The sequence below is a fragment of the Pseudidiomarina marina genome (assembly GCF_044807045.1).
GTDB classification, from domain to species: domain Bacteria; phylum Pseudomonadota; class Gammaproteobacteria; order Enterobacterales; family Alteromonadaceae; genus Pseudidiomarina; species Pseudidiomarina marina.
In genome coordinates, this window is the sequence record NZ_CP085233.1 from 148754 (window position 1) to 161768 (window position 13015).

11 protein-coding genes and 4 tRNA genes are annotated in these 13015 nt (G+C 47.6%); all 15 read right to left on the bottom strand.

The features are described 5' to 3' along the window. Window positions 1–180 precede the first annotated feature (180 nt). Complete coding sequence (tuf, locus tag LG272_RS00675; RefSeq protein WP_126759600.1) at window positions 181–1365, bottom strand: elongation factor Tu; 1185 nt, start codon at window positions 1363–1365, stop codon at window positions 181–183. 110 nt (window positions 1366–1475) lie between these two features. After that, a tRNA-Thr gene (locus tag LG272_RS00680) sits at window positions 1476–1551 on the bottom strand. A gap of 15 nt (window positions 1552–1566) precedes the next feature. After that, window positions 1567–1641, bottom strand: a tRNA-Gly gene (locus LG272_RS00685). A 66-nt stretch (window positions 1642–1707) separates the two neighbouring features. After that, window positions 1708–1792: transfer RNA gene (locus LG272_RS00690), tRNA-Tyr, on the bottom strand. 17 nt (window positions 1793–1809) lie between these two features. After that, a tRNA-Thr gene (locus tag LG272_RS00695) sits at window positions 1810–1885 on the bottom strand. Window positions 1886–1974: 89 nt separating this feature from the next. After that, window positions 1975–3273, bottom strand: a complete 1299-nt coding sequence (locus LG272_RS00700) for an adenylosuccinate synthase (RefSeq protein WP_126759609.1) — start codon at window positions 3271–3273, stop codon at window positions 1975–1977. Window positions 3274–3349: 76 nt separating this feature from the next. Next, on the bottom strand, window positions 3350–4516 hold the full coding sequence (locus tag LG272_RS00705) for an aminotransferase class V-fold PLP-dependent enzyme (RefSeq protein ID WP_404408951.1): 1167 nt from the start codon (window positions 4514–4516) through the stop codon (window positions 3350–3352). 163 nt (window positions 4517–4679) lie between these two features. Next, window positions 4680–5564, bottom strand: a complete 885-nt coding sequence (gene hflC, locus LG272_RS00710; protein WP_126759611.1) for a protease modulator HflC — start codon at window positions 5562–5564, stop codon at window positions 4680–4682. A gap of 3 nt (window positions 5565–5567) precedes the next feature. Continuing rightward, entirely contained in the window at window positions 5568–6755 is a 1188-nt protein-coding gene (gene hflK, locus LG272_RS00715; protein ID WP_404408953.1) for an FtsH protease activity modulator HflK, read from the bottom strand. A gap of 53 nt (window positions 6756–6808) precedes the next feature. After that, window positions 6809–8104, bottom strand: coding sequence for a ribosome rescue GTPase HflX (gene hflX / locus LG272_RS00720; RefSeq protein ID WP_404408955.1), 1296 nt, complete (start codon window positions 8102–8104; stop codon window positions 6809–6811). Window positions 8105–8130: 26 nt separating this feature from the next. Next, window positions 8131–8382, bottom strand: coding sequence for an RNA chaperone Hfq (gene hfq, locus LG272_RS00725; protein ID WP_092857623.1), 252 nt, complete (start codon window positions 8380–8382; stop codon window positions 8131–8133). A 146-nt stretch (window positions 8383–8528) separates the two neighbouring features. Then, window positions 8529–9485 carry a tRNA (adenosine(37)-N6)-dimethylallyltransferase MiaA gene (gene miaA, locus LG272_RS00730; RefSeq protein WP_404408958.1) on the bottom strand — a complete coding sequence of 319 codons (957 nt, stop codon included), beginning with the start codon at window positions 9483–9485 and terminating at the stop codon, window positions 8529–8531. After that, window positions 9482–11203 (bottom strand): DNA mismatch repair endonuclease MutL, encoded by a 1722-nt coding sequence (gene mutL, locus LG272_RS00735; RefSeq protein ID WP_404408960.1) that lies wholly within the window; start codon window positions 11201–11203, stop codon window positions 9482–9484. Before mutL ends, miaA begins: the two co-directional genes overlap by 4 nt. 15 nt (window positions 11204–11218) lie before the next feature. Then, window positions 11219–12532 (bottom strand): N-acetylmuramoyl-L-alanine amidase, encoded by a 1314-nt coding sequence (locus LG272_RS00740; protein ID WP_404408962.1) that lies wholly within the window; start codon window positions 12530–12532, stop codon window positions 11219–11221. Beyond that, entirely contained in the window at window positions 12532–13011 is a 480-nt protein-coding gene (gene tsaE, locus LG272_RS00745) for a tRNA (adenosine(37)-N6)-threonylcarbamoyltransferase complex ATPase subunit type 1 TsaE (RefSeq protein WP_126759617.1), read from the bottom strand. The genes LG272_RS00740 and tsaE overlap by 1 nt, the downstream gene beginning before the upstream one ends. Window positions 13012–13015 lie beyond the last annotated feature (4 nt).

Genomic DNA, 13015 nt, shown 5'->3' on the forward strand with positions numbered 1-13015 from the left:
GGGAAACTGCAAGAGCGATATTAGCTATTAGATATTGGATATTAGAAGAGCGGTCTTGGTCTTTCGTGTTTTCGCTAATATCTAATATCTAATAGCTAATATCGTTGTTGCTCTCAAAAGCAAAAAGGGAGCCGAAGCTCCCTTTTCTAAACAACCCGGCGTAGAACGCCGGGCTACGCATTAAGCGATGATCTTAGATACAACGCCTGCGCCTACTGTACGACCACCTTCACGAATCGCGAAACGAAGACCTTCGTCCATCGCGATTGGGTGAATCAGTTCAACTACGAACTTCAGGTTGTCGCCTGGCATAACCATCTCTACGCCTTCTGGCAACTGGACTGCACCAGTTACGTCCGTGGTACGGAAGTAGAACTGTGGACGGTAGCCTTTGAAGAATGGGGTGTGACGACCACCTTCTTCTTTGGTCAATACGTACACTTCAGCTTCGAACTGAGTGTGTGGCGTGATTGAACCTGGCTTCGCCAATACTTGACCACGCTGGATCTCGTCACGCTTAGTACCACGCAACAAGGCACCAATGTTCTCGCCTGCACGACCTTCGTCAAGCAACTTACGGAACATTTCAACACCAGTTACAGTCGTCTTCGTTGTATCTTGGATACCTACGATTTCAACTTCGTCACCAGTGCGAACGATACCGCGCTCAACACGACCAGTTACTACAGTACCACGGCCTGAGATTGAGAATACGTCTTCGATTGGCATGATGAACGGCTTGTCGATATCACGCTCTGGCTCTGGAATGTATGAATCCAAAGCTTCTGCCAATTCGATGATTTTCTTCTCCCACTTCTCTTCGCCTTCCAATGCTTTCAATGCTGAACCTTGGATTACTGGCAAATCGTCGCCTGGGAAATCGTACTCAGAAAGAAGTTCACGAACTTCCATCTCAACCAATTCCAACAACTCTTCGTCGTCGACCATGTCACACTTGTTCATGAACACGATGATGTATGGAACACCAACCTGACGTGACAACAAGATGTGCTCACGAGTTTGTGGCATTGGGCCGTCAGTCGCAGCAACTACCAAGATAGCGCCGTCCATCTGCGCCGCACCGGTGATCATGTTTTTAACATAGTCAGCGTGTCCTGGGCAGTCTACGTGTGCGTAGTGACGTGCTGGAGTATCGTACTCAACGTGTGACGTTGCGATGGTGATACCACGCGCTTTTTCTTCTGGTGCGTTATCGATTTGATCGAATGCACGTGCTGAACCACCGTAGGTTTTCGCCAATACTGTGGTGATCGCAGCGGTCAGAGTAGTTTTACCGTGGTCAACGTGGCCGATTGTACCGACGTTAACGTGCGGTTTGGAACGTTCAAATTTTTCTTTTGCCATGACAGCCTCTTTTTGGACAACGTACGGTGGATTAACACCAACAATTGAAAATCTATAGCCGGCGATTATGCCGAAATAAGCGAGACAAGGGAAGAGTTTGGCCTGACACATGGTGCTGATAGGCGGATTTGAACCGCCGACCTCACCCTTACCAAGGGTGCGCTCTACCAACTGAGCTATATCAGCACAATACAGATTATTTGGAGCGGGTAGTGGGAATCGAACCCACATCATCAGCTTGGAAGGCTGAGGTAATAGCCATTATACGATACCCGCATGCCTTGAATCGGGCCACCTCAAACCATTCTGGACTCACCGCATTCGCATGACCATGCTAAAAAGTGGTGGAGGGGGCAGGATTCGAACCTGCGAAGGCTGAGCCGTCAGATTTACAGTCTGATCCCTTTGACCGCTCGGGAACCCCTCCAAAACCAGATTTTAAAATGGTGCCGGCACCAAGAGTCGAACTCGGGACCTACTGATTACAAGTCAGTTGCTCTACCAACTGAGCTATGCCGGCACCCCGGTTAGGTGGAGCGCATTCTATTGTATCAATTTTGATGATGCAATAGGAAATACCATTTTTTTTAGCTTTCTTGGTTCGATCGGTTAATTTGCGAACGGATGGCGCAAAATAATCGTCTCAGCGCGGTCTGGACCTGTTGAAATAATGTCCACTGGTACGCCAGTTAAAACCTCAATTCGTTTGATATACGCAAGTGCAGCAGTTGGCAAATCTTTATGTTGAGTAATGCCCACAGTGCTGTCATTCCAACCAGGCATAGTTTCATATACCGGCTCGACGGTTTCGTAGTCTTCAGCAGCCATCGGCGGGTACTCAACCACTTCGCCATTTGGTAGTTTGTAACCGACGCAGATCTTCAATTCTTCGAGGCCATCTAACACGTCGAGTTTAGTTAAGCAGAAGCCACTCACCGAGTTGATTTGTACCGCACGACGAGCCGCTACCGCGTCAAACCAACCGGTACGACGTTTACGCCCAGTGGTTGCGCCAAACTCATGGCCCTTAACGCCTAAATGCTGCCCTACTTCACACTCCAATTCAGTTGGGAATGGACCGCTGCCAACACGCGTCGTGTAAGCTTTCACAATACCTAATACGTAATCAATGTAGCGCGGACCAAAACCAGCACCAGTAGATACACCGCCAGCGGTTGTGTTTGATGAGGTTACGTATGGATAAGTACCGTGATCGATGTCTAACAAAGTACCTTGAGCACCTTCAAACATGATGTGTTGGCCAGATTTACGAGCGTCATCTAGTAACGCTGGGATATCTGCAACCATGCTCTTTAATTGCTTCGCAACGTCTTCACAATAAGCCAATACATCATCAACATTCACCGGTTCAACTTGGTAATAATTGACTAGGGTGAAGTTGTGGAACTCAACAACTTCACGAAGTTTTTCTTCAAAGCGAGCGAAGTTGAACAAATCGCCAACACGCAAACCACGGCGAGCAACTTTGTCTTCATAGGCTGGCCCAATGCCGCGACCTGTGGTGCCAATCGCTTTATTGCCACGTGCTTTTTCGCGCGCTTGGTCTAAAGCAATATGGTATGGCAAAATCAACGGGCAGGCTTCACTGATAAGTAAACGATCACGCACCGGTACACCGCGTTGCTCAAGCATCGCAATTTCAGTCATGAGTGCTTCTGGCGACAGAACCACGCCGTTACCAATCACACATTTTACGTTCGCGCGCAAAATGCCGGATGGGATCAAGTGTAAAACGGTCTTCTCACCGTCGATGACCAGGGTGTGGCCAGCGTTATGTCCGCCTTGATAGCGAACGACTAGCGACGCCTTATCGGTAAGCAAATCAACGATTTTGCCTTTACCTTCGTCACCCCATTGTGTACCTAGAATTACTACATTTTTACCCATGATCTCGCTACCAGCAGTTACTGTTGAAAAAACAGGCGGCGATTTTAACAGGTATTTAGGGGCGACGGTAGCCCGATCAGAGCTGAGTCAACGCATTTTTTAATTGCTGGTAGTCTTCAACATCATGATAAATCGCGAAGCCAAAACGTAGACGTTCACCCCGATAGTCGGTCTCTATGCCGTGCTGACTGAGGTGTGCGGCAAGTTGTTCAACTGTCTCTGCATTAACAAGCTTGAATGTAAGAAAATGACCGTGGTGGTTCAGATCTTTCGCAAGTAGATTTTGGCGATTAATATGCGGATGCTTAACCTCATCTAAAATAGTTAAAAAGGCTTGCTGCAACTGCTTCACATAATCATGCATCGCTGCCACAGTAAGGCCATCGCGATACCACCATGCTAAGACGCTTTCGAGGCGATATACGGCTGAAAAATCCATCGTAGCGCCAGCAAAACGCATGCCGTCGTCGGCATACTCAACCTGCGCTTTTTGAGGCTTCGCAAGATTGGCGAAATCGGCGAACCAACCAGTAAACTCTGGTCGCAGCTGGCATCCTTTGGGAACTGCCATAAAACAGCAGCCCTCACCCGCTTGCAAATATTTATAACCTCCAGCGAGATAGAATACCCGATCAGCATACGATGCAAGATCAGTCGGAATGGCGCCGCAGCCGTGGTAGCCATCAATAATAATCTGTGTGCATGACGGCACGGCATCAATCCAAGTATTCAACTCAGGTGCAACGATACCGGAGTTATAGAACACCTGGCTGGTAAAAATCAGATCAAACGCTTGTTGCTGAATGGCCTCCAGCCAGCGGCTTTCAAAGGTCGCAAATGGCTCGGTTGCGATACTAACGAATTCAACTTCAGGCCGTTCCTGAAGGCGTCTAATTTGCCGTGAGAAACTATGAAACTCGCTATCGGTGCTGAGAATCTTCAGTGGTTTATTCGGCGCATAGCTCGAAATAACACGATACAGCAATTCATGAGTATTGCTGGCGAATACGAACTGCTCGGGATACGGATGGTTCAGCAACTGAGCAAGGTATTTCTGCACCGCAGGAACGCGCTCGCCAAAGATAGTTCCCCACTTATGATCAACATCCCGCGCGCTATCATCCCAATACGCCAGTTGCGCATCGCGCGTCACATCAGGCCAATAATGATGACTGTGGGGTGCAAAATGTAAGCTATTCGGATGCTCGGCTAGATAGCGACTATAGTGTTTTTTATACGACATATATAGGTGTCCGTTATTCGTTATTCGTTATTCGTTATTCGTTATTCGTTATTCGTTATTCGTCAGAGAGTAAACACAAAAAACCCGCGGGACAACCGCGGGTTCCTAATATCCAATATCTAATATCGCTCTTGCTTTTAACTAGCTAATATCGCTCTTGCTTTTAATTCGCAGTCGCTTTGTTTAGATATTTGAAGAAGTCGCTATCTGGCTCAAGTACCAAGACATCGTTGCCAGCTTCAAAGCTCTTTTCATAAGCCTGTAGGCTTCGAATAAACGAGAAGAACTCTGAATCTTTGTTGTAAGCACTAGCATAAATACCAGCCGCTTCAGCATCACCCTGACCACGTAACTGACGTGACTCACGTTCAGCATCGGCTAGCATAACCGTTACCCGCGCATCAACATCAGCACGAATAAATTCAGCTTGCTCACGACCCTCTGAGCGGTGCTCCATGGCAACCGCTTGACGTTCTGCACGCATACGCTGGAAAATTGATTGACTGACTTCGGTCGGCAAATTAATTTGCATGACGCGAACATCAATGACTTCAATGCCTAGCTCTTGTGCACTATCAGCACCACGAATAAGCGCCTCACGCATGAGGTTATCACGCTCACCAGAGACGATTTCTTTGATAGTACGGCTACCAAATTCCGCACGAAGACCACTGCTTACACGACGCGTTAAGAGCGCTTCTGCTTGTGCTTGGTTACCGCCATTCGTTGAAAGGTAATACGTTGCGAAATCAGAAATACGCCATTTCACATATGTATCAACAATCAAATCTTTTTTCTCGCTGGTCACGAAGCGATCTGGATTACCATCAAGCGTTTTGAAACGCGCATCAAGACGTTTTACGTCTTCAATGAATGGTAATTTGAAGTGCAGACCAGGAGCATACACGGTTGCTTCGCCAGTATCGGCGTCGCGTAATACCTTACCAAACTGAACCACAATGGCGCGTTGGCCTTCTTTCACTACGAACACCGACGAAAAGCCGAGTACGACAGCGACGATAACTAATACAGCTACAAAGTTTTTCATCGTTTACCCCCGACCATCGTTGAAGCGATCGCTGGTGCGAACGCTATTGTTTGAGCGAGACGAGCTGCTTGACTCATTATTGTTAGAGCTTCGCGTTGGGCTCGAATTAGTGCCTTGCGCTTCACTACGCGCAGGCTGCTCTGTTGCACGCTGTTTCTCAAGAATTTTATCGAGCGGTAGATACATCATGTTATTACTACCTTCAACATCAACCATAACTTTGGCCGTGTTGCTGTAAATTTTCTCTAGCGTTTCAAGATACAGACGCTCGCGCGTGACTACAGGTGCGGCCTTGTACTGAGGCAAGAGTTCTTGGAAACGTGCGATTTCACCCTGTGCTTTTAACACAGTCTGTTCACGGTAAGCCTGAGCTTCTTGCAGAATACGGCGAACCTGACCACGAGCAAGCGGCTCAATTTCACGCGCATAAGCTTCTGCTTCACGAATGAAGCGTTGCTCATCTTCTTGTGCCGCAATGGCATCATCGAACGCATCTTTCACAGCTTCTGGCGGGCGCGCTGGAAGTAAGTTCACATCAACCACCTGAATACCTAATTGGTATGGTGCAATAATGTTTTCCAATAACTCCAAGGTGTTTTGACGAACACTCTCACGACCTACAGTTAGTACTTCGTCCATTGTGGTGTGACCCACTACGAAACGTAATGCACTATCAGTCGCTTGCGCCAAACTACGGTCGGCATTTTCAACCGCAAACAAATAGTCGCGTGGATTAACGATACGATATTGAACGTCCAGCTCAACATGAACCACGTTCTCATCCTGAGTCAGCATAAAGCCTTCAGATTGGAACTGTTGCACGTTGCTCACGTCGACTGTTTCCACCGTGTCGACTAAGAACGGGCGCCAGTGCAGACCAGACTCAACTAAGTTGTGGTATTGGCCAAAGCGCAATACGATTCCGCGCTCTGCTTCTTTGACGGTATAAAAACCGGCAATGAACCAAATGACAACGGCAAGAATGACAATAACGCCGATTCCGCGCGACGGCATACCGCCACCACTTTTGTTAGCGCCACCACCATTACCTTTGTTGCCGCCAAGACCTAACTTGCCAAGCAAGTTACGAATCGCTTCATCTAAATCAGGCGGGCCTTGATCGCGGCCGCCTTGGTTTTTCCATGGATCACGGTCATTGTTATTACCGTTTCCCGGTTGATTCCAGGCCATTGATTACTCCAACTCTGGGTAGTTTAAAATAAGTTTTATTAAAAATGTTGCAGCTATTCTACAAAGCCTTGCAAGCTATCGCCATACTCTTCGGCGACTTGTTTACTTAAACGCTGCCAATCGACCGCCGACATCCGCACGTGCAGAGCTAGCTGGCCATCATCACGAGTTTCTTCGCCCGTAACACTCTTCATGGCATACAGCTTACCACGTAATTTGCCCATTGATGGCGGAATTCGCAAGGATACGTCAACCATGCTTGGGCGCAAGCGTTGCACCAAGGCTTCTTGTAACAAATCAATTCCGTCGCCCGTTTGCGATGAGAGCCACACACGAATCGGTAAGCCTTCATCGTTTGTATCAATACGCGCTGAACCGTCGGCAAGTTTATCAATCTTATTACAAATCAGCAGTTGCGGAATTTCATCCGCACCAATTTCATGCAGTACATCTTGTACTTGTTGCATATTTTCAGCCTGACGTTCGTCAGCCACATCAATCACATGCAACAGTAAATCGGCTTCTTGGGTTTCTTGTAGAGTAGCTTTGAAAGCCGCGACCAATTCGTGCGGCAAATGCCGAATAAAACCCACTGTATCGGCCAGGATAATTGGGCCAACATCGGGCAATTCTAATTTTCGTAGCGTTGGATCGAGTGTCGCGAACAATTGGTCCGCAGCATATACCTGCGCTTCAGTGATGCGATTAAACAAGGTTGATTTGCCGGCGTTGGTATAGCCAACTAACGAAACCGTCGGAATCTCGGCACGCTGACGTGCTCTTCGTCCTTGCTCACGTTGCTTTTGAACTTTCTCGAGACGCCCTAAAATATTCTTGATGCGCCCACGAATTAAGCGTCGGTCCGTTTCGAGCTGGGTTTCACCAGGACCACGCAAACCGATACCACCTTTTTGGCGCTCTAAGTGAGTCCAACCTCGAACAAGTCGAGTGGAAATATGTCGAAGTTGCGCAAGCTCTACCTGCAATTTACCTTCGTGAGTTCGCGCTCGCTGAGCGAAAATATCAAGAATCAACCCTGTACGATCGAGTACTCGGCACTCGCAAAGTTTCTCGAGGTTACGCTCTTGGGTAGGGCTTAAACTGTGATTAAAAATCACAATATTGGCATCAAGTAACTTGACCTGATCGGCAATTTCTTCCGCTTTACCAGAACCCACAAAATATTTGGAGCTTGGTGTGCTCCGTGAGGCGGTGACCACGCCAAGTGTTTCAACACCCGCTGAGGAAACTAATAATTTAAGTTCAGAGAGATCTTCACGATCGATTTCGGCAGGGAAATCAACGTGGACCAGGATAGCCCGCTCACCACTTTCAAACCTATCAAACAAGCTATCACTGCTCCTTTTAAGTTGTCTTAATCAATTGCCTCTTCGCTGTTCTCGCCAATCGGCAAGTAGTTCTGCGGAATACGCGCCGGAACAACAGTCGAGATTGCATGCTTGTAAACCATCTGGCTTACCGTGTTCTTTAATAAAATGACAAATTGGTCAAATGACTCGATCTGGCCTTGCAGTTTAATTCCATTAACCAGGTAAATTGACACCGGAACGCGCTCACGGCGCAACGCATTCAAAAACGGGTCCTGTAATGTTTGCCCCTTAGCCATATTCTTATTTCCTTTTTTGTTATTGTTTGTGTCTAGCAATATCTTACCACCCGCTTATGCCAGCCACTTCTAATATAGTTTAAATCTCGCGATTTCACATCGGGATTAGTTTTATTTCAGCTTATACTGAATATAAGGTGAATGTTTTAGTTTTCAAGGTCGCTTTGTGTAAATAACTGTGCCGGTTTGGCACAAATTGCTAACGCATCCTGCACCAACGTAGGCGATTCAGTTTCCAACCAATGAACACCAGGCCATTTCCTCAACCACGTTAACTGGCGTTTCGCCAGCTGTCGAGTCGCGAAAATGCCGCGATTGATCATTTCTTCAAAATCAAACTCGCCATCGAGGTACTGCCACGCCTGGCGATAGCCGACACAACGTATCGAAGGCAAATCAATATGTAAATCCGACCGTTGTCGTAGTTGTTCGACCTCATCAATGAAGCCTTGTTCCACCATTTGACGAAATCTTAACGCAATACGATCATGCAAGACTGCACGATCACTCGGTGCAACCGCTATTTGGATAATAGGATATGGTAATGCCCCGTGCCGAGCTTCGGTAAGTTCTGAGATTGTTTTACCGCTAATTCGGTAAACCTCTAATGCGCGCAATAAGCGTTGTGGATCATTCGGGTGAATGCGCTGTGCACTTTGTGGGTCAACTTGTCGCAGTTCGGTATGCAGTGCCTCGCTACCTTTTTGTTCTAGTTCTCGAGTCAATTGCGCGCGAATCGCGGCGTCAGCTTCCGGCAGTTTCGACATGCCTTCAAGCAGCGCTTTGAAATACAACATAGTGCCACCGACCAATAACGGAATACGGCCAGCCGCAATAATGTTGTCAATTTCTCGACGTGCATCTGCGGCAAATTGTGCTGCGGAGTAACTTTCAGCTGGGTCACAGATATCAATTAATCGATGTGGTGCTTGTGCTAATTCTTCCGCCGTAGGTTTCGCTGTACCGATATCCATTCCGCGGTAAATCAACGCTGAATCGACAGAGATAATGTCGCACGGCAAGTGTTGCGTGAGCGCAATCGCTAATCCTGTTTTTCCTGCTGCGGTGGGCCCATAAAGGCAAATGACATGAGGTTTAGTCATCGTAACGCCTCTGGTAAAGATGGTAACGTTACCGCCAACCAAAATGACGCCGGACAGTCATTCAGTTCTCGTACATATTGTAACCAGTGTTCGGCTTGAGCCATTGAGTAGTTTGTTTGCACTTGGTGATGTGCCAACCATGCAATCAACTCTTGTTGACTGTTGCGCTTCGATACCAAGGTTCGCATACTCGATGCAATGTCGGTTTGACGTAGTGCTGATGGCACGTCTAATACGGTAACTGACTGCTTTGAGCACTCTATTCGAATGCCCAATAACGCGAGCTCTTTCGTATCGACAGACTTTAGCGCAGTCACAATGTCTGGGTCGGTGAGTTTCACCGGTATTAACAAAGGTTGTCCCGCAAGCCCAATTTTAGCCTGTTGGCTTAACTGGTGTTGCAAATAATGGTGTTGCACCTGCTGCAAATTTAGCAAAGCCAAAGATTTATTCTCAACAAGCGCAAAACGCTGCTGAATAATCGTCAATACTTTGCTATCGGATTTCGTCGTTTCGACACTTGCACTATCTTCTGACGGCGCTCGTGTTGGCGTTGCAAAGTTCGCATAATCAGCGACGGCCGATGGCGAAACTGTCGTACGCGTTGGAAAAATATCTCGATGCTGCGGCTGTAACTCTCGCACCTGTTGTGCGAGCGCTTCGTTACTCGATATATAACCATGTTGACTACCGCTCGTCGCTTCAGCATTCGACTGTGATTTCTGCGTAGCGACTGCTTGACGCACGCCCGCCAAAACAAAATCATGAATTTGCCGAGCCTGATGAAAGCGTACTTCGTGTTTGGCCGGATGTACATTTACATCGACATCTTGCGCTGGTAACTCAAGGTACAACACAAAGGTAGGCGTTCTATCTTCACCCAAGCTATCGCCGTAGGCTTGACGTACAGCATGTCCCAATAAACGGTCACGCATCATACGGCCATTCACATAAAAATACTGCACATCCGCTTGATGGCGGCACGCATGAGCTGGGGCAACCCAACCCCACAATCTTACCGGGCCCGATTGCTCATCAATAGCAATGACTTCATCGGTAAAGTTATTACCACAAACTTGCCCTACGCGTCTTATATATTGCTCTGGTGTTTGCACGGCGGCATATTGACGGACAATTTTATCGTTATGAAGTAGCTGAAAACGCACATCGAAACGAGCCAAGGCAATACGCCGCAATACTTCATCAATATGGCTAAATTCAGTTTTGTCAGTGCGCAAGAACTTTCGTCGGGCTGGCGTATTGAAGAACAGATCTTGAACATCCACCGTGGTACCTTGGGGATGGCTCGCTGGAGCTAACTCCGCCTGCATATCACGGCCTTCAACCCATGCTTGCCAGGCTTGCTCTTGCTCCGCTGTTTTTGAGGTGAGAGTTAGACGCGATACAGAACTAATACTCGCCAATGCTTCACCGCGAAAACCTAAGCTTTGAATCGCCTCTAAATCACTCAATGAACTTATTTTGCTGGTTGCATGACGACTCAAAGCCAGCGCCAGCTCGTCGCGCGGAATACCACCGCCGTTATCCCGCACACGAATACGTCGCCGTCCACCTTGATCGATGTCGATGGTGATTTGTGATGCGCCCGCATCCAGACAGTTTTCCACCAATTCTTTAACTACTGATGCGGGACGTTCGATAACTTCACCTGCCGCAATCTGGTTGGCCAGACTAATCGGCAGTAACTGAATAGGCATAACCGAAACCTAATATTATGACGACGGAATTTCTAGCTTTTGACCAATGTGCAGCACGTTGCTTGAAAGGCTATTGCGCTCTTTGATTGCTTTAACCGTGGTGTTGTAACGCTGCGCTAAAACCGACAACGATTCGCCCGAACGCACAATATGCGTTTTACTTCGGCTCGTAGCAAACAAGGTACCGTCCGGCGGACGACGCTGAAAATAATTACGCACACCCTGATAAATCGCTCGCGCGAGTTGCTGTTGATGTTTATTGGTCAACAACTGCTGTTCTTCTTGTGGGTTTGAAATAAACCCAGTCTCGACCAACATCGACGGGACATTACCGGAGGTTAAAACCGCCAAACTCGCGTGTTGCGGCTCGTGCTTATGCATACGAGCAACGCGTCCCATTTCTGCTATAACCTCTTTCGCCATTTCGTAGCCAGTACTCATGGCGTGCCCCATACTCAAATCAAGAATGGTTTTACTGATGTAACCGTAGGTATCATCCTCTTCTAGGCGCATATCGACACCACCGATTACATCCGACATGCGCTCTTTATTTTCGAGCATTCGACCCATTTCGTTGTTTGCGCGACGTGTGGACAGCACCCACACCGATGCCCCACGAGGCTGCGGACTGGTGAAGGCGTCTGCGTGAATCGACACTAATAAATCGGCTTTGATGTCTTCGGCTTTGCGAGTTCGATCCTTTAGGCCCACGTAATAATCACCTGAGCGTATTAAATAAGCTTGCATTGCACTGTCTTGGTTAATGATATCAGCCAACGCTTTCGCTATTTTAAGTACAACGTGTTTCTCAAAAGTACCACGAGGTCCAATTGAGCCGGGGTCATCGCCACCGTGACCTGCATCTATTGCGATAGTGACTTTTCGTTCTTGTAATTGCTCGACGGTTAACGCTTCAGAACGTCGTTCAATCGAGCGTCCTGGAAGGTCAATGACTAAGCGCTCGCCGTAGCGATCATTTGCTGCCAGAGGAAATACTTTCGCATCGATTTTGTCACTTAGCTCTAACACGATACGCGTTGAGTTTTTATCTTTTGGGGTGCTGGTACGAATTTTTTTAATGAGCAATGATTCGTTTTGCAGCTTAGCAAGATCGACATTAAGTTTGGTGGCATTAAAATCAATCACTAAACGATAAGGCGGTGCCTGATACAGTGTAAAGTAGCTGTAATCTGGGCTTGTTCCCAGATCAAAAACAACGCGCGTATTATCCGGAGCTGGCCAGATACGGATATTGTCAATATCGTTCGCGTACGCCGCACTGCCTAATAGCCAGCACAACACCGCCGCTTTCGCTAAAAAGTTTCGCATTACATCGTATCGAGTAACTCTCGACCTCGTTCTGTTAGCGCTTCTAAGGTGATTGATCGCGCAGTATCCGCATAATCAATCGTTATAATTATATCGGGCTGTGGTAAATAGCCTTTGCCACGTTGCGGCCATTCGGCCAAAATGATTCTATGGGTTCCAAGGTAATCACGGATGCCCATAAATTCAAGCTCTTCTGGATCGGCTAGGCGATACAAATCAAAATGATTAATTTGCCAAGGCTCTAACTCATAGCTCTCAACTAACGTGTACGTCGGGCTTTTCACATGCCCCTGATGACCAAGCTGTTGAATAAATCCGCGACTAAACGTCGTTTTCCCAGCGCCCAGTTCACCTAACAAATAAATCGTCAAGCCGCTCTCGGCTAGTTCTTCTTCGTGTGCTTTAACCCCATCAGCAAGCGCGCGTGCAGTATCCAGTAACGCCGCTTCATCTTTCAAAAACAATGTCTGCTTGTGCATGAAC